Raw genomic sequence first — 26,325 nt, 5'->3', positions numbered from 1 at the left:
TTTTGTTCTGCATATCGGTACAGGTTTGTGTTGGTTTAAATAAATAAAATATATAATAATATGACTTTCGAAGCTTATCTAGCGTATTTTGAAGATGTATTGGCAAATCCATCTAATTATCCTACTTACAACGATCCTGAATATTTTAACTATGCGAAGCTCAATTGGTCTCGGATGAGCCGTTGGTTGAAGAAATTTGAATCCAGCGACGATGCTAAGGCATTTTTGTCTGAGTTGGAAGGGAAGCAAACCTGGATTTTGATTACAGAGCCTTGGTGTGGTGATGCCGCGCACAGCGTGCCGCAGATTTATAGTTTGGTGAAGGATAATCCTAATATTGATTTGGATATACAGCTTAGAGATACAGCGCCATTCCTTATTGATCAATACTTAACTAATGGTGGTAAGTCTATTCCTAAACTGATTATTAGAAATGAGGCAGGTGAGGATATTGCCGTGTGGGGACCGAGACCAGAGGCATTGCAACAGATTTTTGAGGAAATGAAGGCTGAGGGAAAGGAATTTGAAGATATCAAGACCTACTTTCAGACCTGGTATAATGCGGATAAGGGCGTAGAACTTCAACAGGAGTTGGTTCAATTGCTTAATACGGTAGAGAAATAAGGATTTCAGTTTTACTTGTCACGGTTATGAATATCGAAGAACTGCGAGAATATTGTCTACGTCAGAAAGCTGTTTCTGAGGAGTTGCCTTTTGGACCCCAGACGCTGGTGTTCAAGGTAGCAGGTAAAGTGTTTTTATTGGTGGGGTTGGATCAGGTGGATCAGTTGAGCTTTAATGTGAAGTGTGATCCGGAGTATGCTGTGGAGCTGAGGGAGCAGTACGAAAGTACGGTGTCACCCGGGTACCATATGAACAAAAAACATTGGAATACCGTCTATGCCAATAGAGAATTGCCAGATGACAGATTGTTTGGATTGGTCGATCATAGTTACCAACTTGTTTTTCAAAGTTTGCCAAAGAAAATACAGGAAGAGATCGGTGGTAGTCAATAATATGACTTTTAGATTAAACAGAGGAATGTAAAGATTTAATGCGGTTTGGGCTATTGTTGTGCTTGAGGGACGATTTATTATACCTTTGTGCGTTTGGTAAGTGGACAGGGTGAGCTATTGTTGGGAGGCACAAGAATAGATGAAAAGCAAAATAAATTGGGATATTTAGCTTTTTTTGTTGAACAGATGAAATCAGGAGGGATATAAGCCAAACCTATAATTAATGAACAAATTAAATAAATATGAAGTATAGAATTATAGTTTTATTAACCGCTGTGACTACGCTGTTTATGAGTAGTTGTATTAAAGATGAAGCACTGAATACCGAAGCCGATATCGAAACTGCTTCAATTCCTCACGGGGATCAGGTTTTGCAGGTAAAGCCCTCTATTGGGGATGATAGGGTCGTTTTTAGGCTTAAGCGATTTTCTGGAAGCTACTTACAGGCACCAGAGTTTACGCTGACAGGAGGAGCTACCATTGAACCAGCTAGTGGAACTGAGCAGGATTTTTTCACTCCTAAGCAATACAAGGTTACTTCGCAAGATGGGGTTTGGAGTAAAACTTATACGGTTTCTTTTATTATCGACGATGTAGCTGATTTTTATTCAACATTTGAGAATGCTGAAGTTGTAGAAGCTAAAAATCCAACAGGATTTTATCATCAATTCTTTGAGCTAACAACTAACAATCAAAAAAAATATGACTGGGCTACGGCTAATCAGGGATATAATATGTTAGCTGAGACTCTTTTAGAGCCTGGAGAAAAACTTGAGCCAAGTGTTTATCCTACAGTCCAAGTAAATGGGTATATAGGTAAAGGTGTTAAGATGACTACAAAAAGTACAGGCCCATTAGGAGGAATGTTTGGTTCACCATTGGCCGCAGGAAACTTATTTGTGGGAAATTTTGAACTGTCCTTTCCTGCTATCAACTCGACCCGCTTCGGTCTGCCCTATAACGCTAAAAAAGCACCTGTGGCTTTAAAGGGATTTTTTAAATATAAAGCAGGAGAAAAATTTGTTGTAAACACAGCTCCGTCGCAGTTAACTACAGATACTTGGGATGCCTATGCTATTTTATTCGAGAAATCGACGAATGGTAACGATTATTTATCAGGTACACATGCGTTTAAGGATGCTAGAATGGTTAGTGTTGCTCGTATAGGCAAGAAAGAGCAAATTGAAACTAATGAATGGACTGCTTTTGAGATACCCTTTTCTTTTGTCAATGGAAATTCTTTTGACCCGACTAAAGAATATATGTATACCATCGTATTCAGTTCTAGTAGAGAAGGAGATTTATTCAATGGCGCTGTAGGAAGTACATTGTATATTGACGAGGTAGAGTTAGTTGTAGATCAAACGAAATAATCATAAACGCAGTAAAAAGATTCTCAATGAATAGAATATTATATATAGTAGCAGTTTTCTTTACAGTTGTTACTAGCGCACAGGCACAGGAGCGTGCGGGAGATAAGAATACAAATTTTTTTAATACGAACATGGATTATGGGGTGCAGGCTCACTTTAGTATTGGCGGTAGTGCTCCGTTGGGTTTCCCAAATACCATCCGTAAAATAGATAGTTTTAATCCCGGCTTTAAATTTGGATTGGAGGCTAATGCTACGAAATGGCTAGATAAAAAGTGGGGTGTACGTGTGGGGCTTCGTTTTGAAGAAAAGGGAATGAAGACGAAGGCTAAAGTTAAGAACTATCTTACTGAAATTGTTAAAGATAATTCTAAAGTTAGGGGGTACTATACCGGTCGCGTAGAAACGAATGTTAGAAATACTTACCTTACTGCGCCTGTATTAGCTGTTTACAAATTAGCGGATACTTGGAACCTTTATGGAGGTCTCTATTTTTCAGCATTATTGGATAATACGTTTGATGGATATGTCTCAGATGGTTATTTGAGACAAGATACACCAACAGGGGCTAAGATTACGTTTGAAGAGGGTAGTCAAGCAGGTTATGATTTTTCTGATAATGTACGCAAGTTTCAATGGGGAACGCAATTAGGTGCTGAATGGAAAATGAACAAACATTTTAAACTATTAAGTGATGTTACTTACGGTTTCAATAATATTTTTGAAAAAGATTTTTCATCTATTGACTTCAGTATGCACAATATCTATCTTAATGTTGGATTTGGTTATAGCTTTTAAAGTATAGCTGTCTATAAATAAAAAAGGCCTGTTGTAAAAAACAACAGGCCTTTTTTATTTATAGATATTACATTTTCAATCCAATTTCACGTAAACGTTCGTCCAGATATTGCCCCGCGGTGTAGTCTTCGTATGCTTTAGGGTGCGCTGTGTCTATACACGAATCCAATGAAGCAAGGCTCATTTGAGACTTAGGATGTAAGAAGAACGGTACTGAATAACGAGAAGTCTTCATCAACTCGATTGGTGGGTTTACTACACGATGTGTCGTCGACTTCAGTTTGTTGTTCGTTAGTCGTTGTAACATATCCCCAACATTGACAACGATATCTTCTCCTTTAGCCTTAATAGGAAACCATTCCCCATCTTTTGTCAGAACTTCTAATCCATCTGCAGATGCCCCTATCAACAGGGTGATTAGATTGATGTCCTCATGTGCACCAGCTCGTACCGCATCAGGAGCTAAGGCTTCTGGCTGTTCGATTGGAAAGTAATGAATGGCTCTAAGAATAGAATTTCCATTAATAACATGCTTTTCGAAATAATTCTCTTCCAGCTCCAGGTAGGTCGCTATGGCTTTTAATAGATTGCGGCCTGCGTTTTCTAGTTTCTTGTAAATCTCGCCAGTTACGATGTCAAAACGGGGTAACTCATCTACGGATGGGTTGTCAGGAAAGTCTGTTTTAGAATAGTCTTCTCCAACGATAGTCTGTCCACGCTGCCAAAACTCTTTTAAATCCGGGGTTTTGGAATCTTTAGCCTTTTCTCTTCCTTTTGTGGTATAGCCACGCTGACCTGCAAGTTCGGGAAATTCATATTTATCCTTCGTTTCCTGAGGTAGGTCAAAAAACGCCTTGACGGTTTGGTATAGTTCAGCGATTAGCTCCTCGCTTAATCCGTGATTTGCAATGGTAACAAATCCAGTCTCATTAAATGCCTTACCAATGTCTTGTACAAATTGTTTACGCTGATCGATACTGCCTTCTGTGTAGTGCAGTAGGTCTAGGCGCGGAATATTTACTAATGCCATATTACTTTGTTTTTAACCAAGTACAAACCTAAATAAAATGCTTTGTATTCTCGAATCTATCTCGCGCTGATAGGGAAAAAATTAATGTTTAACCATGTGTTTTTCGCTTAAATATTTTGGGGTAAGTATTTGGAATATACAAGTTAAACTGTTAGATTTGTTATGCTTGCATAATAAAATGCAGGTAGGTCACAATAATCAACAATGAACCAAGATAATACAATCGACTATTTTTTAAAAGCGGCTTGGCAAACTGTTGCGAACAAATATAATAATATTGCTTCACAACATGGTTTTACACAGGCTGCAGGATATATTTTAATAAATATCCACAAGGAGGGAACCGCTGTTTCCCAGATTGCAAATTCCACCGGCGTAAAAACCACTTCGCTATCTCGGGTGTTAAATAACCTAGAAGGGCTTGGTTTTATATACCGGGAGACGAGTACGACAGATAAGCGGTCCGTGAAGGTCTATCTAACCCCTCTTGGCGTAGAAAAGCGCAGAGTGGCAAAAAATGTGGTACGGGGGTTTAATGAGTATTTAGAAGCGCAGCTATCGGAGAAGGAGCGGGTACAGTTGATCAAAATGCTGGCTAAGGTAAATGATCTAGCGAGTGATTATGAGCCCGAGCCTATGGTGATGGTGGAAGCGGAATAGCTTATTACATATGAAATATCCACGATTGTAAAACACAAACACCATTGAAAATAACCGAGCCTGCGAGCTCATCGAAGATAATCTGGATCCGCTAGCTGGCGGCTATTAAGAAATAAATTATTTGCAGATGAATAGAAACATTAAAAAGTTAGCCGTATTGGGCTCTGGCGTGATGGGGTCGCGAATAGCCTGTCATTTTGCCAATATTGGTGTGGAGGTCCTACTATTGGATATCGCTCCCAAAGAATTACTTCCTGCGGAAGAGTCCAAAGGACTGACACTCGATCACCCAACTGTACGTAATCGTATTGTAAATACTTCGCTTGACACGGCCATAAAGTCTAATCCAGCACCTTTATTTAGCAAGTCTTTTGCTAAGCGGATAACTACAGGCAATTTTGACGATGATATGGCCAAGATTGCTCAGGTCGACTGGATTATTGAAGTGGTGGTCGAACGATTAGATATTAAGAAGTCCGTTTTTGATAAGGTAGAGCAGTTTCGGAAGGCGGGCACGCTCATAACTTCCAATACCTCCGGTATTCCTATCCATCTAATGACAGAAGGACGCTCGGCAGATTTTGTTGCTCATTTTTGTGGGACTCACTTTTTTAACCCACCTAGGTATTTACAGCTGTTAGAGATTATACCTACTCCTCAGACGAATAAAGAGGTCGTGGATTTCCTTATTCATTATGGCGATAAAATGTTGGGTAAGACAGTGGTGCTGTGTAAAGACACTCCAGCTTTTATTGGGAATCGGATCGGTGTGTACTCGATGTTAGCATTGACCCATCTTGTTGATCAATTGGGGTTGACCGTAGAAGAAGTGGATAAATATACCGGACCGGCAATGGGACACCCAAAGTCAGCGACCTTCCGTACTGCAGACGTGGTGGGATTGGATACTTTGGTCAATGTGGCTAATGGTTTGGATCAAAATGCACCCAACGATGAAGCGAAGGGGGTATTTACATTGCCTAGTTTCATTACGCAGATGGTCACTAACAAGTGGTTGGGAGAAAAGACGAAAAAAGGATTTTATGAAAAGGTAAGAGGAGCTGATGGTGCTTCTGAAATATTGTCTTTAGATCTTAAAACACTGGAGTACGGCCCTCAATCAAAAGTAAAATCGGCTACATTGGAAGCGACCAAACAGGTGGAAGATATCCGCAAACGGATGAAGATATATGAACAAGGGACGGATAAAGCGGGAGAATTATTCCGTGCTATGCATTATCCATTGTTTGAGTATGTTTCGAATAGGGTATCCGAGATTACGGACGATTTTTTCCGTATCGATGATGCGATGCGTGCTGGCTTTGGTTGGGAGATCGGTCCATTTGAAGTATGGGATGCATTGGGTGTACGGGAGACGTTAGAGAAGATTAAAAAGGAAGAAAAACGACTTCCGGGACAACGTGGTGAAGTGGCGCAGTGGGTGCATGATATGTTAGAGGCAGGTTGTGAATCGTTCTATAAAGTAGAGAATGGTGTACGTCATTATTATGATATCAATACTAAATCGTACAAAGTAATCCCTGGGGCTGAAGAGCTGATTGTGCTAGACCACATCCGTGAGACGAAGACCATATGGAAGAACTCTGGAGTATCTATCATCGATCTGGGTGATGGTATCATCAACTGTGAGTTCCATACGAAGATGAATACCATTGGAGGGGATGTAATACAAGGTATAAATAAGGCTATAGATATCGCTGAAAAAGACTACAGGGGATTGGTTATCTCCAATGACGGTAAAAATTTCTCAGCAGGTGCGAATATTGGAATGATTTTCATGATGGCTGTAGAGCAGGATTATGACGAATTGAATATGGCGGTACGTATGTTCCAAAATACCTCGATGCGTATTCGTTATTCTGCGATACCTGTTGTGGTCGCTCCATTCCAATTGGCTTTAGGTGGCGGTTGTGAGTTCTCTATGCATGCGGATTTTGTGCAGTTACACGCGGAGACCTATATGGGATTGGTCGAGTTTGGTGTCGGAGTGATTCCCGGTGGTGGTGGCTCTAAAGAATTCGCCTTACGTGCTTCTGATGAATTTAAAGACGATCAAATTACCCAAAACACACTGAAAGATAAATTCCTTACCATAGGCCAGGCTAAAGTATCTACATCTGCTGTTGAAGCCTTTGAGTTAGGTTATCTGCAGAAAGGTAAGTATGCTATTAGTATGAATCGTGCACGTTTATTGGCTGATGCAAAAGCTAAAGCTATAGAATTGGCTGATGCTGGATATGTACAGCCTGCACCAAGACAGGATATCAAAGTGCTCGGCAATCAAGGCCTGGGCATTGTCTATGTGGGGGCTTCTTCTATGCGCGCCGGTAATTATATCTCGGATCATGATAAGAAAATCTCTGAAAAGTTAGGTTGGGTGATGTGTGGCGGAGATCTTTCAGCACCTACGGAGGTGTCAGAACAATATCTACTCGATCTAGAACGTAAAGCATTTCTGGAACTCTGTGCCGAAAGAAAGACCTTGGAACGGATTCAGCATATGTTGACTAAAGGAAAGGCGTTACGGAATTAGATTAAAAGTATTTAGTACTTAGTATTTAGATGTATGCATCAATATAAGGAATTGAAATTGTGGCAAAAAGCAATCGAACTGGTTTCTGAAATATATAACCTAACTGATTGCTTCCCTGAAAGGGAGCGTTTTGGATTGATTAGTCAAATCAATCGTGCCGCGGTATCGATCCCTTCCAACATTGCTGAGGGAGCTGGCCGTAATTCTGATAAAGAGTTCGTTCAATTTCTTGCGATAGCACATGCGTCTACATATGAAGTCGAAACACAGTTAATCATATCAAAAAACTTAGGTTACTTATTAGATGATAATTTAGAAGCGATGTTAGGTAAGATTGCGGAATTGCAGAAGATGAATTACGCTTTTCAGCAGAAACTGAAATCTAAATACTAATATCTAACTACTTAATACTAAAAAAATATGGAAGCATACATTGTAGCAGGATACCGTACCGCCGTTGGCAAGGCCCCTAGGGGTGGTTTTCGTTTTATGCGGGCGGATGATCTGGCCGCCGAGGTGATTAAGCACTTGGTTGGTTCGGTTCCTAATTTGAATAAAGAAGAGATTGATGATGTCATCGTAGGTAATGCGATGCCCGAAGCGGAGCAAGGGATGAATATGGGACGTTTTATTTCTCTAATGGGCTTAGACACCGATAAGGTGCCGGGGGTAACGGTCAACCGTTATTGTGCCTCCGGGCTGGATACGATAGCGACGGCGACGGCGAAGATTAAGGCAGGAATGGCAGATGTTATCATTGCTGGAGGAGCAGAGGTGATGTCGGGTATGCCATTTGGTGGATGGAAGATCGTGCCTAATCCAAAAGTAGCGAAAGATCATGCAGATTGGTACTGGGGAATGGGATTGACGGCAGAAGCTGTAGCGCAGGAGTATAATGTTTCCCGTGCAGATCAAGATGCTTTTGCCCTAAAATCGCACCAGAAAGCGATCGAAGCTATTAAAAACGGCCATCTTAAAGATGGCGTAGTACCTATTACTATAAAGGAGAACTACGTGAAGGATGGTAAAATGGCGACACGTGAATATGTAGTAGATACGGATGAGGGGCCTCGTGCAGATACGACCATGGAGGCATTGAACAAGCTAAGACCTGTTTTTGCAGCGGACGGGATGGTTACTGCCGGGAACTCTTCACAGACTTCTGATGGGGCTGCATTTGTGCTAGTGATGTCTGAGCGTAAAATGAAGGAACTTGGATTGAAGCCTATTGCTAAGTTAATCTCTTATGCAGTTGCGGGTGTTCCTCCGCGTATTATGGGAATCGGTCCTATTGAGGCTATTCCAAAAGCGCTGGCGCAGGCGGGACTGAAAAAAGAAGATATTGATCTTATTGAACTCAATGAGGCTTTTGCATCGCAATCACTCGCTGTCATTCGTACGCTAGGTCTGGACGAAGAGAAGGTCAATGTCAATGGTGGGGCTATTGCTTTGGGACACCCATTGGGGTGTACCGGAGCGAAGTTGACTGTTCAGGTTTTAAATGAGTTGAAGCGTCGCGGTAAAAAATATGGTATGGTAACGATGTGTGTAGGTACAGGACAAGGTGCGGCTGGGATATTCGAAATGATGGACTAGGTTAGTAATCTCAAATTTTAATAAAATGACAAATAAAATAGCAATCAAAGGTGGAGAATTTGTAATCAAGGAAACACCCTATAACGAAGTTTTCATTCCAGAAGAATTTGATGAAGAAGCGAAGATGATTCGTCAGACCTGTCTTGATTTTTTGGATACAGAGGTTTTGAATAAATTAGATAGAATCGATGCTCAGGAAGAAGGCTTAATGCAGAATCTGATGGATAAGGCTGGAGAGCTGGGTATGCTAGGTGTGTCAATCCCCGAAGAGTATGGCGGTTTTGGTAAAAACTTCAATACCTCTATGTTAGTCGCTGATGCAGTAGGCGGAGGATTTTCTTTTGCTGTTGCACTATCTGCGCATACTGGAATCGGTACGCTTCCTATTTTATACTATGGTAATGCTGAGCAGAAGGCCAAATATATTCCAAAATTGGCAACGGGTGAATGGAAGGCAGCATACTGTCTGACGGAACCAAATTCGGGGTCGGATGCTAATTCAGGTCGTACCTCAGCAAAGTTGAATCCAGAAGGGACACATTATTTAATTAATGGGCAGAAGATGTGGATCACTAATGGAGGATTTGCTGATATCTATATTGTATTTGCTAAGATTGGAGAAGATAAGAACTTGACCGCATTTATCGTAGAGAAAGATTTTGGTGGCATTACGATGAACCCTGAGGAACATAAATTAGGGATCAAGGGATCGTCTACACGGCAGATTTTCTTCAACGACTGTGCTGTGCCTGTAGAGAATATGCTTTCTGATCGGGAGAACGGATTTAAGATTGCTGTTAATATTCTGAATATAGGACGTATCAAGTTGGGGGCGGCTACTATTGGATCGGCTCGTGCTGTAATCTCTACTGCTGTCAATTACGCTAACGAACGGGTACAGTTCAACTTGCCGATATCTAAATTTGGTGCTATACGTTATAAATTGGCTGAATCAGCGATTCGTCTGTTTGCAACGGAATCGGCCGCCTATCGGGCAGGTCAAAATATTGACGATGCTTATGATGCGCTGGTTGCAGGGGGGATGGAAGAGGCAAAAGCTAAACTGAAGTCAGTCGAGCAGTTTGCAATCGAATGTGCGATTATCAAAGTGTGGTGTTCCGAGATGTTAGATTATGTGGTCGATGAGGGCGTGCAGATCTACGGTGGAATGGGCTATTCTGCTGAAGCTCCGATGGAACGAGCTTATCGCGACTCGCGTATCAACCGTATTTTTGAAGGAACGAATGAAGTAAACCGTTTATTGGTCGTGGATATGCTTTTGAAGCGTGCCATGAAGGGAGAGTTGGATTTGATGGGGCCTGCACAGGCTGTAGTTGGTGAGTTGATGGCTATCCCTGATTTTGGAGAGGAAGATACCACACCTTTTGCAGCAGAGAAGAAAATTATCGCCAATCTAAAAAAGGCGGGATTGCTTGTCGCGGGTGCAGCGGTTCAGAAGTTGATGATGTCTTTGTCTAAAGAGCAGGAAATCCTGATGAATATAGCTGATATTATTGGTTACGTATATGTTGCGGAATCTGTATTATTAAGAACTGAAAAGCTGTACCACAGCCAAGGTGAAGAAGCTACAAGCCTACAGGCTGATATGGCGCGGGTATACCTGTACTCCGCTATAGACAAAGTGAATGTAGCTGCAAAAGAAGCGTTATATTCTTTTGGAGAAGGAGATGAGCTAAATATGATGTTGGTAGGTCTACGTCGATTTACAAAAGCACAACCTTTCAATGTAAAAGATGCTCGTCAACGTATTGCCCGTAAATTGATTGAAGAGAATAAATATTGCTTTTAATTAAGGTCGTATCTTATAGATAGGAAGAGCCTGTGCGATTGTACAGGCTCTTCTTCTGTTTAAGGAAAGGGACGGGGGACACTTTAATTTTAAAACTACCTTGTTTTTGATTACATTTAATAAAAACGACCAAATTGAAAAAATACGATGCAGTTATAGTTGGATCTGGACCGAATGGCTTTGCTGCGGCGATTACGCTGCAACAGCAAGGGCTATCTACCTTGTTGTTGGAAGGTAGGGATACTGTAGGCGGGGGCATGCGTACCAAAGAACTTACTTTGGCAGGCTATAGACACGACCTGTGTTCGGCAATACACCCTATGGCCATGGCATCTCCATTTTTACGGTCTTTACCTCTGGCAGACTATGGGTTGAAGTTTGTTCAGGCTCCTTATGCGGCAGCCCATCCTTTGGAAAGCGGTGAAGTCGGACTCTTATGTCAGAGTGTCGAACAGACTGCGGCCTATCTGGGCGTGGATGAAAAAAAATATAAAGATCTCATTGCTCCTGTAGCAGAGCAATGGGAGACATTAGCGCTCGATATCATGGGACCTTTTCGCTTTCCAAAACGTCCGTTTCAGATGATTGGATTTGGTTTAGATGCGCTTTTACCAGCAGATTGGTTAGTCCATAGCTTCAAGACGGAAAAAGCGAGAGCTTTGTTTGGAGGGATGGCGGCACATGGGATACAGCCTCTGTCCAATTGGGGGACATCCGCAATCGGAATGGTGCTGATGGCAGTGGGGAATAAATATGGCTGGCCTATTCCGGTTGGAGGTTCACAATCTATTGCAGATGCTTTGCAAGCTTATTACCTCTCGCTAGGGGGGCAGGTACAGTGCGGTTTTTGGGTGGAGGATATTCGGGAGCTCCCGCCGCATGGTATGTTACTATTGGATCTTACGCCTCGGCAACTTTTGACATTGAAAGGGATAGAATGGAAAGCGGGCTATCGAAAGCAACTGGAACGCTACAAACAGGGGATGGGAGTATTTAAAGTAGACTGGGCTTTATCCGACCCTACACCGTTTAGGGATAATCGATGCAATCAGGCCGCAACGGTACACCTGGGGAATACCTATGAGCAGATCGCTTATTATGAAAAGATGACACAGCAAGGCAAAGTGATAGCCGACCCTTTTATTTTGTTTGCACAGCAGAGTTCTTTTGATCAGACGCGGGCGCCGGAAGGAAAACATACCGGCTGGGCGTATTGTCATGTGCCAAATGGTTTGGATGTGGACCGGACAGAAGCTATAGAAGCGCAGGTAGAGCGATTTGCGCCAGGATTTAAGGATACCATTATAGGGAGGTCTACGATGAGTGCTATGGAAATGGAAAGCTATAATCCCAATTATGTAGGAGGAGATATCAATGGAGGCCTGATGGATATCCGGCAGTTGTATACGAGACCTGTACGTTCATTGACACCTTATCGCACGTCAAATCCAGCAGTCTATATCTGTTCGTCATCTACGCCTCCTGGTGGAGGTGTGCATGGGATGTGTGGTTATGCAGCAGCAAAAGTTGCGCTAAAGGATCATCATAATATTGATGTGATGCTGTGAGGTACTGCAGAAGATAGAGTGTCATATCTAAGGGAACATCTCGAAAATTGTTGAAAAATAGAAGCGATTAAAGAGAAAAATACGTTTGTTTAGTGCGGGGCACAAACAGTGGTGAATCTGCCAAGGAGCGGATGACAATTAAAAATCAAATCATATATATATGAAAAAGATTGTACTAGCAGGAGGTAGTGGGTATTTGGGTCAGCTGTTGGCCAAGATGCTATTGGCTTCGGGAATAGAAGTCGTGGTCCTTTCACGAAGTAAATCGGAGGAGAGTCTGAAAGAAGTCAACTATGTTTATTGGGATGGAGAGACTATAGGCAATTGGGTGAACGAATTAGAGGGAGCGGATACCTTAATTAATCTTTGCGGAAAAAGTATACAATGCCGATTTACAAAAAGAAATAAGAAAGCGTTGACTGAATCACGGGTGGTCCCGACCAAGCTTCTAGGGAATGCTATTCAATCCTTAATGAGTCCTCCTCGGTTGTGGATTAACTTTTCAGGGATTTCAATCTTTGGCGGAAAGAAGGGATTACATGCTGAGGATAGTCTCGATTATGGGATAGATTTTTTGAGTGTTTTGGCTCAGGAATGGGAAGAGGCAATGGACAGTGTGCCATTACAACAGACAAAGAAAGTGATATTACGTATCAGCCCGGTTTTAGGGGTGAACTCAGGGATGTTTGCGGAGTTGCACCCTCTAGTGAAAATGGGAATGGGAGGGCAAGTTGGTAATGGAAAACAGATGATCAGCTGGATCCATGAGTACGATTTTATGCAAATGGTAAAGTGGATTGTTGAGCTAGAGAATCCTGCGCCTCTTTATCATGCATGTAGTCCACAGACAGTAAGTAACGCAACGTTTATGGAGATCTTTCGAAAAGAAGCTAAAGTTTCCTTTGGGATGCCACTCCCTGTTCCGATAGCTTATATTGGTTCTTTTTTGAAAGGAGTTGACGTAAGTTTATTGTTGCAGACGGTGCCTGCCACAACAAAAAAAACGATAGAAGATGGTTTTAAATTCAAATATAGCTATCTTCACAGCGCTTTGGCTCAACTGATAAAATCAACATAAATTATGTCATCAAAAACATTTTCCTTCACAGAAGATTGGGTAGTCGTTATATTAGGTCTTGCCGTCATATTTTTAGCCTTATCTGGTGTTGTTGTTCCCGTACCTAGTTTTGGCTGGAATGATTTTGGAGATTTAGGGAGTAAGGTTTTTTCTGCGACCAACCTGTTTGCTGTTTTATGCCAATTTATCTTAGTCTATGGAGTGGGTATAGTGGGCGCTTTTTTGTTAAAGAAAAATGTCAGAGCTTTATTAGTCGTATTTCCTATTGTGTACTTACTGACAATAGTAGCTGTCGTTCTAGCTGGAAATACGGTTGTAAAGGAGTACAATTTGGAGGCTGTTATCTTTAGTTTGGGGATAGGTCTCACGATAAGTAATTTCTTTGTTCTGCCTGATTGGTTTAAGAACGCATTGAGTACAGAGCTATATGTCAAAATAGGCCTTATTTTACTTGGATCTACGGTTATATTTGGCGATATACTGAAGGCAGGATCTTTAGGGCTTATCCAAGCGCTCGTTGTTGTTATCTCGGTTTGGTACTTTGCTTTTTGGGTGTGTAAGAAATTGAAAATTGATAAGGAAATGTCGCTGATGCTCTCCAGTGCGGTGTCTATCTGTGGGGTATCTGCAGCAATCGCGACGTCAGGGGCAATAAAAGGAGATAATAAGAAACTATCGTATGTGATTTCGCTGGTTCTTATTACCGCGATACCGATGATGATATTCATGCCTTATCTTGCTGATAAGATGGGGCTTTCCCAAGAAGTTACTGGTGCTTGGTTAGGGGGTTCTATAGATACTTCTGGGGCGGTGGCCGCATCAGGAACACTGGTAGGTGATAAAGCATTGGAAATAAGTACAATCGTAAAGTTTTCGCAAAATGTATTATTAGGAATTGCAGCATTTTTTATCAGTATTTATTGGACTTATTCCAATTCTGTCGATGAGGAAACTAAACGTGACAAGCCGACACTAAAATTAATATGGGAGCGCTTTCCGAAGTTTGTTATAGGTTTTGTGTTTGTTTCCCTTCTTTTCTCCTTTGTGGTGCCCAGCGAGACGCACGAGCTTGTAAAGGACAGTCTTAAAAGTTTACAAGGTCTTTGGTTTGCTTTGGCGTTTACTTCGATAGGTTTAGAAACGAATTTTAAGGATCTTTTTAAACAGGATAATAAGAAACCGCTATATGCCTTTCTCATTGCACAGACTTTTAACGTCATTGTAACCCTAATAATTGCGGTTTTACTGTTCAGATAAGTACTGGCTTTTCTGAAAGTGTATCGGTTCTTGAATCCTTTTTATTTTGGATTGAACTGTAATTGAATCGCTTTTGACTAAGGTTGATTTTGGGCTGGCACTATTTCATATCGAAGAGAACTATTTTTAGGAAAACACATTTTGTTTATGGAATTATGTATCTTAATACATCTTTAATATAGAAAGCAGGACTGAATGAATGAAAAGGAGTTACTTGAGGAATACAGAATAACCGGAAACTTAGATGTTCTGGGCAAGCTCTATGCCCCCTATATGTCTCTTCTTTACGGTGTGTGCTTCAAATACCTGCAGGATGCCGATCGGAGTCAGGATGCGGTTATGCATATTTTCGAGGAACTAGTGAATAAGCTGAGATTGCATGCCGTTGATAATTTTAAAAGTTGGCTACACGTTTACACTAAGAATTATTGTCTGATGCAGCTGAGGAAGGATAAGCTGGCGGTGCATTTAGATATTGAAGATAATCTTTTGGAAAGCGAGCAGAAGCTGGTGCGGGATGATGGTTTTAAGTGGGATGAGGAAGATTTTGAAAAATTGGACTCCTGTTTGGAAAAGCTGAATATGGAACAGGGAGAATGTGTACGCTTGTTTTATTTAGAACAAATGTGTTATAAAGATATCGCAGAGCGTACAGGGTATGATTTGAATAAAGTGAAGAGTGCGATTCAAAATGGAAAGCGTAACTTGAAAATCTGTATGGAAAGTAAAGGAAATGGAAAATAATTATCAATTATCGCGAATTCATAACTACGTCAATGGTTTAATGAACCGTGAGGAAATGCACGCGCTAGAGCGAGAAGCTTTAGAAGATCCATTTCTGCAGGATGCTATTGATGGTTATGGTCTGCAAGAGGGAGTCGACGTCAAGCAGTTAAGTTTGTTGCAACAGCGACTGGCAACCCGTATAGCAGAACAATCAATCGGTAAAAGTAAGCGATTCTATGGCTGGCAACGTCTAGCGATAGGGGCAACTGCCGCGGTGATGTTTGTGACGATCTGTACACTTTTGTTGTTGCGGTATCTGCCACAGCAGAAATCGAAGTTGACAGAAGTAGAACTAATGCAGGATCAGGTGTTTTCGATAGCAGTAGCCAATACAGGACAGTTTGATGGAGAACCAGTGATTGGATGGGCAAAATATGAGCTTTACCTCACACATGACTATACGGGGTGGGGGCACAAGGAAGGAGAGGTTTTGGTTCGTTTCAAAGTGGATGAACAAGGGAAACCGTTCCAGCTATCTATTAATGGAAAAAAAGATCTAACCGAATATGCGGAGCTGGTAAAGCTGTTGGAGGATGGCCCAAAATGGAGAGGGCAGGAGGTGGAGATTCGTGTAGATTTACATCAATTGAAGATGTAAATCAAAAAGAGCAAAGATTTGAATGTCTTTGCTCTTTTTTTATTATTCTTCCCAGCGAAGTTTGTCTTCAATTGGGGTTCTTACTGGCTCACGCGCATCAGCGTTATGATGTCCTAAATAAAAGATACCAATACATTTTTGGTTCTCCTCAAGATTTAAGAAACCACCTAGGTGATTGATTAATCCTGGAGTCGCCCAGTATCCACCAATATTCAACGAATGTGCAGCTAGCCATAGATTCTCTACCGAACATGCTGTCGCAGCTAGCTCTTCCCACTCTGGAACATCGCCCGTGTAGTTTACAACAATAGCGATCGCGACATTGGACATGGTTGCCTTCTTCGCCATATTCTGTTCTGTTGCCTCTGTGTATTTTTCAGCAGGAGTGATAGATCTATAGATACGAGCTAGCTCTGTGCCTAGACGCTCTAGTCCTTCTTTGCGAAAGATTACATAGCGCCAAGGTTGTGTGCGCTTGTGTGTTGGAGCTGCATTGGCAGCCTCCAATATGGTCAAAATGTCTTCTCTACTTACTTCTTCCGATGTAAAGCTGTTTTGGTTTACTGTTCTTCTAAAGTGGATTGCATCTAAGACATTGTTTGTTTTCTTCATGATATTATGATTTTATGATTTTTCTTCCCAAAGTGCAGCAATATGCAAAATTGTTTTAACCGCTTTCTCCATATCCTGTACGCTCACCCATTCCATTTTTCCGTGGAAGGCATGGCCTCCTGCAAACACATTTGGACAAGGTAAGCCCATAAAAGACAGTCTTGAACCATCGGTACCGCCACGGATGCTACGTTTTTCAGCTTTCATACCTGCTCGCTCAATTGCTTCTAAACCAATCTCCATGATTTGAGGGTATTGGTCAAGCACTTCTTTCATATTGCGGTATTGCTCTTTAGTCTCAAAAGTGTATGTGCAACCTGGATAGGTAGCGGTAATCTCCTTGACAAGTGTTTCTAGTTCATTTTCATGCTGTTGAAGATTGTCGGTGGCGTGGTCTCTGACAATAAAATCTATGGTAGCTTTTTCGACTGTACCTGAGATGTTTGTTGGGTGTACGAATCCCTGTTTGCCTGATGTGCTCTCTGGAGATAAGCGATCAGTAGGAAGAGATTCTACAATCTTTGCAGCGATTTTTATCGCACTTTGCATTTTGTTTTTCGCGAATCCTGGATGTACTGAGACACCATGTATGGTGACTTTTGCTGCGTCGGCAGAGAATGTTTCATCTTCAATGGTACCTGCTTTTTCACCATCCATAGTGTAGGCAAATTGTGCACCTAGGTGTTCTAAGTTGACAAAGTCAACTCCACGGCCAATCTCTTCATCTGGTGTGAATAGAATCTTGATATCTCCATGTTTAATCTGCGGGTTATTGATTAACAATCTCGCGGCCTCCATGATTTCGGCTACACCAGCTTTGTCATCTGCTCCCAAAAGTGTAGTTCCAGAGGCCGTGATTATATCGTTGCCTATTTGTTCAACTAGATCCCTATGTTCTGAAAATCTGATAATCACACTGTTGTCATCTGGCAAGACAATGTCCTGCCCCTGATAGTTGCTATGTACGATAGGTTTCACATCTTTTCCTGAGCAATCCGGAGAAGTGTCTACGTGTGAACAAAAACAAATTACAGGAACTTGTTTGTTTGTATTGGAGGGAATTGTCCCATACACATAACCATTTTGGTCTAATTGAGCGTCTTTTACACCTATCGCTAAAAGCTCTTCAACGAGCAGTTTGCTTAAGTTGAGCTGTTTTGCAGTAGACGGAAAAGTTGCCGAACTAGCGTCCGATTGCGTATCGATCTGTACATAACGGATAAAGTGCTCTGCAACTTTGAGGTCTTTTATTGTATTGATATTTGAGTGATCCATGTTTTATTGTTTATTATCTATTTCTGTTTATCTACCCAGCCAAAGACATCATTTAAAATGTTTGAGTTTCTAGACCCAACCAAGTTCTGTCTGATTTTGAGTTCTTCGGTAGCAACCTGTACAAAGAGTCCTTCTATCGCTTTTTCGGTTACATAAGCGTTTAAGTCCGTGTCGACTTTGTTTCGAGCAAGAGGAAGGTTATTATAAGCGGAGGTGAGTTGTGTCCAATAACCACTAACATTGTTTTTGCCTAAAGCCGATTCAACAATGGGGCTGAATTTTGAGCTTAGCGCAGCAGAAGTCGTGCGCTTGAAAAAAGAAGTAGCAGCGTCCTGTTCTGAACCTAATAGGATATTGAAAGCATCTGTTACTGTCATCTGGGATAACGCGTTTACAAATACTGGAGCAGCTTCTTTGACCGCTGACTCGGCAGCTCTATTTAAACTCATAACGAATTTATCACAAAGGCTACCCATTCCTATTGAGCGTAACGTTTTTTCAATTTGTTGTGCTTCCTTTGGCATCAGTATTTTGACTGCTGCATTTCCCAAAAAGCCATCGGTCGCTGACAATGTGTTAATACTATTGTTGAGTCCATTGCCTAAGGCCTGTTTAATACCGGTAATCGCTTGGGTTTGTGTTATAGTACCGCTAGTCTGCGACGAAGCCGGGGTCGTTTTAGTGGTCGTTGTCTTACGTCCTGTAGATGATTTTGAACGCTTTGATTGTGCAGTAGCTTCTATTCCAAAAAGAAATGAAATAGAAGCTATGCTTATGGCTAGAATATTTATCGTTTTCATGAACATTTTATTAACGTGCAAAAATACGAAAGTATATGCTAGAAACCTACCACTTGAGTACGCTAAGTATAGGGAAATGATCGGAGGGAAATTTTCCCATGTACGTGTCCGTTAATATTCCGAATTTTAAAACTTTAAAGGGTTTGGTGATGAATATGTGATCGATCCGCCCATTCTGTTTTAGACTTTTTCCCCAGCCATTGAATGTAGAGTTGGGTGCATATTTAAGAGAAGCCAACTCATAGGCATCTTGTACTATACCACTATTTGCCAGTGTGAAGTAAGCTTCGTTTTTTTCGTCGATATTAAAGTCTCCCGTTAAAATAAGGGGAAGATCTTTAGCAAATTCTTTCGCTTTTGCTAAAATCTGTTTTGCACTTTCTCGTCTGGCCTCTACGCCAACGTGGTCAAAATGAGTATTCATGAAAATGAATTTTTTACCATTTTTTTTATCTTGAAAAATACCCCATGTGCATATTCTCGGCAACGCTGCATCCCAGCCTTTGTTTGGTCTATCCGTATCGGTACCGGACAACCAAAATGTGCCATTTTTCAGCATTTTAAACCGTTTGTTGCTATAGAAAATTGCAGAATGTTCTCCTTTTTCCGCCCCATCATCCCGGCCGACACCAATATAAGAATAATCAACTAGTCGATCTTTCATATCTTTAACCTGTTCAATAAAGCCTTCCTGTATGCCAAAGATGTCGAATTCGTGGAATAAAACCAGATTGCAGAGGGGATCTCTGCGGTCATCCCAAAAATTGCCGACATCATTATCCGTCTTTAATCGGATATTAAAGCTTGCAGTACGAATTTCTTGCGCAACTCCCTGATACAGGGTGCCTATAAGGAAAAGGAATACTATTGCTCTTTTCATATGTATATAATTTGATTTTCAGTTGCCATATGGAATACTCATGGGTGTTCGTGCTTCGCTAAACATGAGTATTTCATATGTAAATGATTTGTCTTTTTAACGGTCATCCGCCAGTTGGCGGATCCAAAGTATATTATGCACGACTTGTTGCAATTAGTGTGCATGCTGCTTCGCGGTCATGCGTATTTGTGCAGTCAGTGCTACATGGATATTTCATGTTATTTTTGACTTAAAACAGTGTGTAATAATTCAGGCTCGTCTGTAGTGATGTAATTTATCTTTTGCTGGATGAAATACTGCATATCTTCTTGTTTATTCACTGTCCAAACATTGGTATTCAACTTCTTGTTGTGAGCCTCTTCAATCCAGGTCGGGTTTGCTTTTAATGCATTGATGTTATAATCGAAGCCGGATAGCTTTGCTTCTTTCAGTGCTGTTGGATTTTTGTCTCCGTTTAAATAGTGGATTTTTATTTTTTTATCTATGCTACGCAGTTTTAGGCAGGCGTCCCAACTAAAAGCAATAATCTCAACCATTTTATTCGCATGTAACTTTTTGATCAGTGCTAAAGATAGCTCCGCAGACTTCAGGGTTTCTTCTACACCAAGACGGTTGGTTTTGAGCTCATAGATTAATTTTGTTTTTTTCTGCTTTAAACCTTCTTTGAGATACTCTTCTGCAGTTGGTATTTTTTCGCCGTTAGGGTGCTTTTTTGCTAAAAGCTCTTCGTAAGTAGAAGTCGCGATGTCAATGCCGTAAAAATCATTGTCATGATTTACGACAAGTATGCCGTCTTTGGTCATGTGTACATCAAACTCGCTGCCCCATACGCCTTGTTTGATGGCCTCTTGTAATGCTGCAATACTATTTTGTGGTGCATGCGTGTTTTTCCATGCACCACGATGTGCTATGATTTTAGTTTCTTGTGCTCCTGCAGTGTTTAAGATGAATAAAGCTAGAAATAGAGTTGCTAGTCGTTTCATTGTATTTGAGTTTTATAGTTTTTTGGTTGATTTAATTCAATAAATATATGATGTTTGCGACGGCCCGCTCGCCCAAATGATCAAATTGTTTATTGTCGCTAGGGTAATTGACAACTCCCTGTTCCTTTACGTACATGGTCGTGCTACCTCCTCCATCTAGATTCATCGCATCCTGACACCCATACCAGCGGAATATTTTCGCCAATTCGCTCAGGCTAAGACCTTGGGAATTAGCATTTCGACCATCGACTGTAAGAAGGATAAGATTATTCCCTTTGATAGCAATGGCAGTCCTTGGATGTCTATTGTCGTTAAAAGCATTTTTAGGAAGAATTGCTTCCTGACTATTTTTTAAAAGAAGAGGGCCCGACAGCAGTATATTTGGGAATGACGAAATCTGTGTAGAGTCGGTGCTGATCAGTACATTTTTTGAATCAAATGCGAGGTAAGCATTAGCTCTAGAGGAGTGGTTGGCTGTTGTGTTGATGATGTGCTGGTCTACTTTTATAAAATCTACGGCACCACCATCTTTCATGTTGAAGAAGCCACCGTTGATAGCTACAATTGCATTGTGAGATTTTGCTAATACCGAAGTTTTTTCGAGACTACGGGAAAGTGCAGCGAGATGGAGTGCTTTTCCGTGTTTCTTTAGGTTTATTTCTATGATATTGATCTCTTGACGGCTACCGAATAGATTCGTAATATTAGCTTGTTTCCAGGAAAGTCCTTTTTTAAGGGTGTTTGCTTTCCAGGCGGTCGTTGTAAAAGTGATTGAATCCTGATTTTGAGCGTAAGTGTTAGAGCAAAAAGCAGTTAACACCAATAATGAGGCATAAAAAAAGGCAGTAGGTTTAAATTTCATACTGCCTAAATTAAGAATCTTTTGTTAATTAACGGTTAACTTACTTTAAACCATTCCATTCGTTATAGAATTGTTGCAAAAAGTCTTCCATGTATTGATGCCTTTCCTGCGCTATTTTTTTTGCAGTAGCAGTATTCATTTTATCTTTTAATAAAAGTAGTTTTTCATAAAAATGATTTATCGTAGGAGCAGTCGTATTTTTATAGGACTCTTTGTCCATCTCTAACTGGATAGGAATGTGGGGATTGTAGATTTCTCTATTCTTAAAACCTCCGTATGTAAATGCACGCGTTATTCCTATAGCTCCTATAGCATCTAGGCGGTCAGCATCTTGGACCACTTCCAATTCTTTGGAGTGAAAATCTACAGTTCCTAACGAGGCCTTGTACGACATGTTGAGAATGATTTTCTGTACATGTTCTATAACTTCTGGAGCTACTGCGATGGATGCTAAAAATTCTCCTGCGATTCGAGGTCCTATTTGTTCGTCGCCATTATTGAACTTACTATCAGCTATATCATGCAGTAAAGCCGTCAGTTCACAGACCAAGCGATCTGCCGGTTCTGTTTCCAGGATCAACTTGGTATTGTTCCATACACGCTGTATATGCCACCAATCGTGTCCTGCTTCGGCATCTTTAAGGGTGTCCTGAACAAAAATGACCGTCTGATCAATTATCTCCTGCATAATTAATTCTCTCTGGATCCGTCGTAGAGTTCGTACTGCAACAGCCTACAATCCAATTTTCCATTGAAGAACTCAAAGCGTCTGGAGGCCTTAAGCCCAATTTTTTTGGCTAGATCAGGGTTTCCAGTAAATACATACCCACGATAACCTTTACATTCTTGTTTCATGAAGTCGCCCATTCTTTTGTAGGTGATCTCTAGTTTGCTATGTGTACCCAGACGTTCGCCATATTCAGGATTGAACATGATTACTCCGGGACCATCCGGCACTGTAGTCTCTGCGAAATCACAGACTTGAAAATCTATGAGGTGCTCTACACCCGCTGTTTGTGCGTTTATTTTTGCGATTCCTATAGCTTGTTCCGAAATATCAGAGGCGATAATTGGAGGAATGTTTGATTTGTCCGTTTTTTCTTTTAATAATTTTCGTTCATTAAAGAAAACACTTTCATCGTATCCTATCACATGCATAAACGCATAGTTCATACGTAATAATCCAGGTGCTCGGTGTTGAGCTATTAAGGCCGCTTCAATAGCCAGCGTGCCGGAACCACACATTGGGTTTATAAACGGTGTCTTCCCATCCCATTTGGTTGCCAGTATCGTTGATGCAGCTAAAGCTTCAAGCATAGGTGCTTTTCCAGGATGTTTTCTGTAACCGTGTTTGGCAAGAGTTTCTCCAGAGCTATCTATAAAGATCTCTGCACGATCTTCCATCCAGTGTAAATGAATCACGATTTTAGAAAGTTCTGGGCCGGAATTGGGACGAACCCCTTTTTTGTCTTTTATACGATCGACAATTGCATCTTTCACTTTTACATTAGCAAATAGTGGAGTAGTAATCGTCTCGTTGTGTACATTGGAGGTGACAGAAAAATAACCATCAAAAGGAATGATGTTTTCCCACTCTAGTTTAATTAGATTGTCATATAGCTCTTTAGGGTCTTTTGCTCGAAAAGAGGCCAGTTCATATAAGACCTGACTTGCTGTTTGTAGATTCAGATTTAATTTGATACACTCGTTTAGAGATGCGAATAGCTCTAAGCCGGTATTAAATAAACGTTTGATGTCGAAGCCTAGAGCTAGTACTTCTTCTTGCAAGTAAGGTGACAGTCTTTTATTGCATGTTATAATCACCTTTTTCTGGGTGTTGAAAACTTCCTTCATATTTATGCAAAGTTAGTTAATCTAAAACGCAAAAAATGTGTAATTTTATCGTTTAATAATTTTGAATATGGAAATCAGAGGAAAAGTGCACGAAGTCGGTGCTTTACAGCAGGTTACAGAGTCTTTCAAGAAAAGAGATCTTATTGTTGCATACGCCGAGAACCCACAGTTTGTAGAGTATATTCGCTTTGAAGCGACACAAGATAGAGTTAATATCTTTGATAACTTGGCGGTAGGCGAGGAAATTGAGATATCATTTAACCTTCGTGGACGCCCATGGACTAATAAAGATGGCGTTACCACATATTTTAACTCGTTGGTCGCATGGCGTGTAACGAAATTGGCAAACACAGGATCAGGTGCTTCGGCTCCAGGCTATGGAGAAATGCCTGCACCGGTAGATATCAGCTCTTCAGGAGCAGATGACGATGATTTACCATTCTAAGTCAATTCAATATAAAAGAAAATATAGAAAGCTATCCAATGGATAGCTTTTTTCTTTATCTATTTTTTAAATAATCGCCAACGATTATTTTTTATTTTTTTAATAAACTTTCATTTTTAAGGTAGTATTTATTATAAGTTGTATATTAGAAGCAATTGTTGATAGAATAAATCGTCAACCTTTACAGGACCTGTTTTATGAGTATTTTAGAAAATCTTTTATCAAGCTTATCTGATCCTAAGCAAATCCGTGCCATGCAGAAGAAAAATAGACTGCTGCGTGCTGTGTATGACAAGGAGGCTATTTCTGTCAATGAATTGATGAAGGTTTTAGGTATAAGCTTTCCGACATTGAATACCTTGATTGTGGAGCTGATAGACCAAAAATTACTTATTCAGAATGAGAGAGGGGAGTCTGTCGGTGGGCGTAAACCCAACTTGTATCAATTGAATGATGGCATATTTAAGGTGCTATGCGTCGAAGTGAACCGATTTTCTGTTAAAATTTCGTTCATAGATAATAACAATAGAGTTTTAGCTCCGTTTGAGGTATTTGAATATGATTTGTCGGTCGGAATAGAAGGACTGAGTAAGTTTGAGGATTTAATTAGTAACTATGTTCTGAGTCATGCTTTGAGTTGGCAGGATGTGTCTGGACTGGCTATTTCTATGCCCGGGCTGATTGATAAATCAAAAGGGAAAAATTACTCTTTCTTCTTCGAGACTGATTTCGACTTGAAAAGTCATCTGGAGAAATCTTTTGCTAAGAAGGTTTATATTGTCAACGATGTTAAGTTGACGACCTATGCGGAACAGAATTTTGGAGCGTTGAAACATGTCGAAAATGGATTGACGATTCTTATGGATTGGGGGATGGCATTAGGTATCGTTGCTCAGGGAGAAATTTATATGGGTAAAAATGGATTTTCGGGAGAGATGGGACATATGAACTTTATTGAGGACGGGGAGCTCTGTTACTGTGGGAAAAGAGGATGTTTGGAAACGGTTGCTTCGGGGATATCTTTGGTCAAGAGAGCGGGACAGGATATTAAAAATAATGTGCCCACATTATTGGCGAAAAAATTTAATAGTGAGAATATTTTGCCGCAACATATTATAGATGCCGCCTTGGAAGGGGATCAATACGCTATTGAATTAATTACAGAATTGGGCAAAAACCTGGGTAAGGCGATTGCATTGTTCGTTCAGATCTTTAATCCAGAACGGGTTGTACTCGGTGGTAAGTTCGCTAAGGCAGCGACGCTGATTACAAATCCTATTCAGCAGCAGATACAGACTTATGCTATGGGAAGGATTCTGAACAACTGTGAGGTTGTGCTTTCAACATTGAGCGACAAGGATATCACTTGTGGGCTGTCGCGCTATTTCATTATCAATTGTTTTGATAATGATTTGCTGTCTACAAATTAGGCTTAACCACTTATATACTTACCGTAAGGGATTTTTCGAATTGCAAAAGTGATGAAGATGGATGCTATCACTGTGCTTAATGTCGCTAGAGGGATGACCCATCCGGTGCCCATGTAACGTGATAATAGTGGATGTAAAAAGTTCAAAGGGATAATATGACAGAGATAGATGCCGAAGCTGTATCTGTCTATTATTAAAACCCATTTTGGGATGATACTCGTCTGTTCTGTATACTGTTTGACCAATAGAAATATACTGGTAGCGGCTAGTGCTGTAGTGGGGAATACATAATTATAGAGTATAGTATTCAGTTGGTTGCCTTTTTGATTGAGTATGTAGGTGCCTGTTGCCGTAATAATGGTGACTAATAGATATCCTACTAGTGGCGCAGATCGGTTCCAATTAAACTGTTTTATCGTTAGATAATACCCTAGTACTAAGTAGCCGATATAGCCTGAAAAAAAGGTCAGGTCAAACTTTGGCATTACTGTATAAAATCCTTTGTTGGCGATAAACATACTCAGAAACCAAAACAATAGAAATAGTTCAATTTCCTTCGTGGTGCAGTTTGCGATGATTTTTCTTAAAAAGGGAATGGTTAGGTAGAGTCCGATAATCATGTACAGGTACCATAGATGTGCATTGGCGCCGTGCAATATTTTGTCTTGAGCGATAGTGCATATCGTTTCAAATGACAATGTCGCAAAATTGGTGTACCGATAAAAGTAATATATCAGGTAGATGATTGTCCAAAATAGAAAAGGATAAATCAGTTTTGGGAGCCTTTTTTTATAAAAATCCCAAGTGTTCTCTTCTTTTTGAAGTAACAAAGCTCCCGAAATAACGACAAATAAAGGGACAGCACATCGTGTTGCAGCATTTATCCAATTGGCGTAATTCCAATCGAAGGCGGTTGTATCTATTCGGTAGAGAAAACCTGTCGAAGCGTGGATTAACACAACGAAGACTGTCGCAATGACACGTAAGTAAATAATGTAACTGTTTTTTTCTGCCATGATGTAAAAATATATATAATTGGAACAAGAATTGGATATCGATGT

General features: G+C 40.7%; 26 protein-coding genes. 16 read left to right on the top strand and 10 right to left on the bottom strand.

Features of this window, described 5'->3' with window-relative positions; all coding sequences use genetic code 11:
- The first annotated feature begins 60 nt into the window (after positions 1 to 60).
- From JKG64_RS21005 to JKG64_RS20990, 4 genes are all read left to right on the top strand, one after another.
- Entirely contained in the window at positions 61 to 624 is a 564-nt protein-coding gene (locus tag JKG64_RS21005; RefSeq protein ID WP_210356234.1) for a thioredoxin family protein, read from the top strand.
- Positions 625 to 650: 26 nt separating this feature from the next.
- The gene (locus JKG64_RS21000) at positions 651 to 1,016 is read left to right on the top strand and encodes an MmcQ/YjbR family DNA-binding protein (RefSeq protein ID WP_210356233.1); all 366 of its coding nucleotides are present in this window, start codon (positions 651 to 653) and stop codon (positions 1,014 to 1,016) included.
- Positions 1,017 to 1,258: 242 nt separating this feature from the next.
- Positions 1,259 to 2,389: a PCMD domain-containing protein gene (locus JKG64_RS20995; RefSeq protein ID WP_210356232.1), complete on the top strand. Its 1,131-nt coding sequence runs from the start codon at positions 1,259 to 1,261 to the stop codon at positions 2,387 to 2,389.
- A gap of 26 nt (positions 2,390 to 2,415) precedes the next feature.
- Positions 2,416 to 3,186, top strand: a complete 771-nt coding sequence (locus JKG64_RS20990) for a porin family protein (RefSeq protein WP_210356231.1) — start codon at positions 2,416 to 2,418, stop codon at positions 3,184 to 3,186.
- A gap of 67 nt (positions 3,187 to 3,253) precedes the next feature.
- Here JKG64_RS20990 and JKG64_RS20985 read toward each other — a convergent pair whose 3' ends face one another.
- Entirely contained in the window at positions 3,254 to 4,216 is a 963-nt protein-coding gene (locus tag JKG64_RS20985; protein ID WP_210356230.1) for an isopenicillin N synthase family dioxygenase, read from the bottom strand.
- A gap of 204 nt (positions 4,217 to 4,420) precedes the next feature.
- On the opposite strand from JKG64_RS20985, the gene JKG64_RS20980 reads away from it, so the two are divergent.
- From JKG64_RS20980 to JKG64_RS20935, 10 genes are all read left to right on the top strand, one after another.
- Positions 4,421 to 4,876: a MarR family winged helix-turn-helix transcriptional regulator gene (locus JKG64_RS20980; protein WP_210356229.1), complete on the top strand. Its 456-nt coding sequence runs from the start codon at positions 4,421 to 4,423 to the stop codon at positions 4,874 to 4,876.
- Between the two features lie 127 nt (positions 4,877 to 5,003).
- Positions 5,004 to 7,430, top strand: coding sequence for a 3-hydroxyacyl-CoA dehydrogenase/enoyl-CoA hydratase family protein (locus tag JKG64_RS20975; RefSeq protein WP_210356228.1), 2,427 nt, complete (start codon positions 5,004 to 5,006; stop codon positions 7,428 to 7,430).
- Between the two features lie 33 nt (positions 7,431 to 7,463).
- Positions 7,464 to 7,823, top strand: a complete 360-nt coding sequence (locus tag JKG64_RS20970; RefSeq protein WP_210356227.1) for a four helix bundle protein — start codon at positions 7,464 to 7,466, stop codon at positions 7,821 to 7,823.
- A gap of 27 nt (positions 7,824 to 7,850) precedes the next feature.
- Positions 7,851 to 9,026, top strand: a complete 1,176-nt coding sequence (locus JKG64_RS20965) for an acetyl-CoA C-acyltransferase (RefSeq protein WP_210356226.1) — start codon at positions 7,851 to 7,853, stop codon at positions 9,024 to 9,026.
- Between the two features lie 25 nt (positions 9,027 to 9,051).
- The gene (locus JKG64_RS20960) at positions 9,052 to 10,836 is read left to right on the top strand and encodes an acyl-CoA dehydrogenase family protein (protein WP_210356225.1); all 1,785 of its coding nucleotides are present in this window, start codon (positions 9,052 to 9,054) and stop codon (positions 10,834 to 10,836) included.
- A gap of 134 nt (positions 10,837 to 10,970) precedes the next feature.
- A complete protein-coding gene (locus JKG64_RS20955) occupies positions 10,971 to 12,404 on the top strand; it encodes a phytoene desaturase family protein (RefSeq protein WP_246512738.1) in 1,434 nt (477 codons plus the stop codon).
- A 160-nt stretch (positions 12,405 to 12,564) separates the two neighbouring features.
- Positions 12,565 to 13,482 (top strand): TIGR01777 family oxidoreductase, encoded by a 918-nt coding sequence (locus JKG64_RS20950; protein ID WP_210356224.1) that lies wholly within the window; start codon positions 12,565 to 12,567, stop codon positions 13,480 to 13,482.
- A gap of 3 nt (positions 13,483 to 13,485) precedes the next feature.
- Positions 13,486 to 14,739: a YeiH family protein gene (locus JKG64_RS20945; RefSeq protein ID WP_210356223.1), complete on the top strand. Its 1,254-nt coding sequence runs from the start codon at positions 13,486 to 13,488 to the stop codon at positions 14,737 to 14,739.
- Between the two features lie 195 nt (positions 14,740 to 14,934).
- A complete protein-coding gene (locus JKG64_RS20940) occupies positions 14,935 to 15,483 on the top strand; it encodes an RNA polymerase sigma factor (RefSeq protein ID WP_210356222.1) in 549 nt (182 codons plus the stop codon).
- A complete protein-coding gene (locus JKG64_RS20935; protein ID WP_210356221.1) occupies positions 15,473 to 16,123 on the top strand; it encodes a hypothetical protein in 651 nt (216 codons plus the stop codon). The genes JKG64_RS20940 and JKG64_RS20935 overlap by 11 nt, the downstream gene beginning before the upstream one ends.
- Positions 16,124 to 16,165: 42 nt before the next feature.
- Here JKG64_RS20935 and JKG64_RS20930 read toward each other — a convergent pair whose 3' ends face one another.
- The 8 genes from JKG64_RS20930 to JKG64_RS20895 form a co-directional block, all read right to left on the bottom strand.
- Positions 16,166 to 16,735: a nitroreductase family protein gene (locus JKG64_RS20930; RefSeq protein ID WP_210356220.1), complete on the bottom strand. Its 570-nt coding sequence runs from the start codon at positions 16,733 to 16,735 to the stop codon at positions 16,166 to 16,168.
- A 12-nt stretch (positions 16,736 to 16,747) separates the two neighbouring features.
- The gene (gene pepT, locus JKG64_RS20925; RefSeq protein WP_210356219.1) at positions 16,748 to 18,010 is read right to left on the bottom strand and encodes a peptidase T; all 1,263 of its coding nucleotides are present in this window, start codon (positions 18,008 to 18,010) and stop codon (positions 16,748 to 16,750) included.
- A 17-nt stretch (positions 18,011 to 18,027) separates the two neighbouring features.
- Positions 18,028 to 18,810, bottom strand: coding sequence for a DUF4197 domain-containing protein (locus JKG64_RS20920; protein WP_210356218.1), 783 nt, complete (start codon positions 18,808 to 18,810; stop codon positions 18,028 to 18,030).
- Between the two features lie 46 nt (positions 18,811 to 18,856).
- Positions 18,857 to 19,690: an endonuclease/exonuclease/phosphatase family protein gene (locus JKG64_RS20915; RefSeq protein ID WP_210356217.1), complete on the bottom strand. Its 834-nt coding sequence runs from the start codon at positions 19,688 to 19,690 to the stop codon at positions 18,857 to 18,859.
- Positions 19,691 to 19,908: 218 nt separating this feature from the next.
- Positions 19,909 to 20,673, bottom strand: coding sequence for a glycerophosphodiester phosphodiesterase (locus JKG64_RS20910; RefSeq protein WP_210356216.1), 765 nt, complete (start codon positions 20,671 to 20,673; stop codon positions 19,909 to 19,911).
- A 31-nt stretch (positions 20,674 to 20,704) separates the two neighbouring features.
- Positions 20,705 to 21,535 carry a phosphodiester glycosidase family protein gene (locus JKG64_RS20905; RefSeq protein ID WP_210356215.1) on the bottom strand — a complete coding sequence of 277 codons (831 nt, stop codon included), beginning with the start codon at positions 21,533 to 21,535 and terminating at the stop codon, positions 20,705 to 20,707.
- A 40-nt stretch (positions 21,536 to 21,575) separates the two neighbouring features.
- Positions 21,576 to 22,223, bottom strand: a complete 648-nt coding sequence (locus JKG64_RS20900; protein WP_210356214.1) for an HD domain-containing protein — start codon at positions 22,221 to 22,223, stop codon at positions 21,576 to 21,578.
- A gap of 2 nt (positions 22,224 to 22,225) precedes the next feature.
- The gene (locus tag JKG64_RS20895) at positions 22,226 to 23,389 is read right to left on the bottom strand and encodes a THUMP domain-containing class I SAM-dependent RNA methyltransferase (RefSeq protein WP_210356213.1); all 1,164 of its coding nucleotides are present in this window, start codon (positions 23,387 to 23,389) and stop codon (positions 22,226 to 22,228) included.
- Positions 23,390 to 23,456: 67 nt separating this feature from the next.
- Here JKG64_RS20895 and JKG64_RS20890 point away from each other — a divergent pair, with 67 nt between their 5' ends.
- A complete protein-coding gene (locus JKG64_RS20890) occupies positions 23,457 to 23,834 on the top strand; it encodes a DUF3127 domain-containing protein (RefSeq protein ID WP_133585993.1) in 378 nt (125 codons plus the stop codon).
- A 197-nt stretch (positions 23,835 to 24,031) separates the two neighbouring features.
- Positions 24,032 to 25,264, top strand: coding sequence for an ROK family transcriptional regulator (locus JKG64_RS20885; protein WP_210356212.1), 1,233 nt, complete (start codon positions 24,032 to 24,034; stop codon positions 25,262 to 25,264).
- Positions 25,265 to 25,266: 2 nt separating this feature from the next.
- Here the strand turns inward: JKG64_RS20885 and JKG64_RS20880 are convergent, their stop codons facing one another.
- A complete protein-coding gene (locus JKG64_RS20880) occupies positions 25,267 to 26,280 on the bottom strand; it encodes an acyltransferase (protein WP_210356211.1) in 1,014 nt (337 codons plus the stop codon).
- Positions 26,281 to 26,325: the final 45 nt, after the last annotated feature.

The organism is Sphingobacterium tabacisoli, from assembly GCF_017908035.1.
Lineage (GTDB): Bacteria > Bacteroidota > Bacteroidia > Sphingobacteriales > Sphingobacteriaceae > Sphingobacterium > Sphingobacterium tabacisoli.
The sequence above is the reverse complement of the archived record's forward strand: the minus strand, read 5'-3'. Positions and strand labels throughout refer to the sequence as shown.

Excerpts from the sequence above, each read along its gene's own strand:
- JKG64_RS20895 (WP_210356213.1), bottom strand. The coding sequence starts at position 23,389 with ATGAAGGAAGTTTTCAACACCCAGAAAAAGGTGATTATAACATGCAAT.
- JKG64_RS20995 (WP_210356232.1), top strand. The coding sequence starts at position 1,259 with ATGAAGTATAGAATTATAGTTTTATTAACCGCTGTGACTACGCTGTTT.
- JKG64_RS20985 (WP_210356230.1), bottom strand. The coding sequence starts at position 4,216 with ATGGCATTAGTAAATATTCCGCGCCTAGACCTACTGCACTACACAGAA.
- pepT (WP_210356219.1), bottom strand. The coding sequence starts at position 18,010 with ATGGATCACTCAAATATCAATACAATAAAAGACCTCAAAGTTGCAGAG.
- JKG64_RS20880 (WP_210356211.1), bottom strand. The coding sequence starts at position 26,280 with ATGGCAGAAAAAAACAGTTACATTATTTACTTACGTGTCATTGCGACA.
- JKG64_RS20945 (WP_210356223.1), top strand. The coding sequence starts at position 13,486 with ATGTCATCAAAAACATTTTCCTTCACAGAAGATTGGGTAGTCGTTATA.
- JKG64_RS20990 (WP_210356231.1), top strand. The coding sequence starts at position 2,416 with ATGAATAGAATATTATATATAGTAGCAGTTTTCTTTACAGTTGTTACT.
- JKG64_RS20920 (WP_210356218.1), bottom strand. The coding sequence starts at position 18,810 with ATGAAAACGATAAATATTCTAGCCATAAGCATAGCTTCTATTTCATTT.
- JKG64_RS20950 (WP_210356224.1), top strand. The coding sequence starts at position 12,565 with ATGAAAAAGATTGTACTAGCAGGAGGTAGTGGGTATTTGGGTCAGCTG.
- JKG64_RS20905 (WP_210356215.1), bottom strand. The coding sequence starts at position 21,535 with ATGAAATTTAAACCTACTGCCTTTTTTTATGCCTCATTATTGGTGTTA.
- JKG64_RS20970 (WP_210356227.1), top strand. The coding sequence starts at position 7,464 with ATGCATCAATATAAGGAATTGAAATTGTGGCAAAAAGCAATCGAACTG.
- JKG64_RS20930 (WP_210356220.1), bottom strand. The coding sequence starts at position 16,735 with ATGAAGAAAACAAACAATGTCTTAGATGCAATCCACTTTAGAAGAACA.
- JKG64_RS20960 (WP_210356225.1), top strand. The coding sequence starts at position 9,052 with ATGACAAATAAAATAGCAATCAAAGGTGGAGAATTTGTAATCAAGGAA.
- JKG64_RS20890 (WP_133585993.1), top strand. The coding sequence starts at position 23,457 with ATGGAAATCAGAGGAAAAGTGCACGAAGTCGGTGCTTTACAGCAGGTT.
- JKG64_RS20975 (WP_210356228.1), top strand. The coding sequence starts at position 5,004 with ATGAATAGAAACATTAAAAAGTTAGCCGTATTGGGCTCTGGCGTGATG.
- JKG64_RS20910 (WP_210356216.1), bottom strand. The coding sequence starts at position 20,673 with ATGAAACGACTAGCAACTCTATTTCTAGCTTTATTCATCTTAAACACT.
- JKG64_RS20885 (WP_210356212.1), top strand. The coding sequence starts at position 24,032 with ATGAGTATTTTAGAAAATCTTTTATCAAGCTTATCTGATCCTAAGCAA.
- JKG64_RS21000 (WP_210356233.1), top strand. The coding sequence starts at position 651 with ATGAATATCGAAGAACTGCGAGAATATTGTCTACGTCAGAAAGCTGTT.
- JKG64_RS20900 (WP_210356214.1), bottom strand. The coding sequence starts at position 22,223 with ATGCAGGAGATAATTGATCAGACGGTCATTTTTGTTCAGGACACCCTT.
- JKG64_RS20965 (WP_210356226.1), top strand. The coding sequence starts at position 7,851 with ATGGAAGCATACATTGTAGCAGGATACCGTACCGCCGTTGGCAAGGCC.
- JKG64_RS20915 (WP_210356217.1), bottom strand. The coding sequence starts at position 19,690 with ATGAAAAGAGCAATAGTATTCCTTTTCCTTATAGGCACCCTGTATCAG.
- JKG64_RS20935 (WP_210356221.1), top strand. The coding sequence starts at position 15,473 with ATGGAAAATAATTATCAATTATCGCGAATTCATAACTACGTCAATGGT.
- JKG64_RS21005 (WP_210356234.1), top strand. The coding sequence starts at position 61 with ATGACTTTCGAAGCTTATCTAGCGTATTTTGAAGATGTATTGGCAAAT.
- JKG64_RS20980 (WP_210356229.1), top strand. The coding sequence starts at position 4,421 with ATGAACCAAGATAATACAATCGACTATTTTTTAAAAGCGGCTTGGCAA.
- JKG64_RS20940 (WP_210356222.1), top strand. The coding sequence starts at position 14,935 with ATGAATGAAAAGGAGTTACTTGAGGAATACAGAATAACCGGAAACTTA.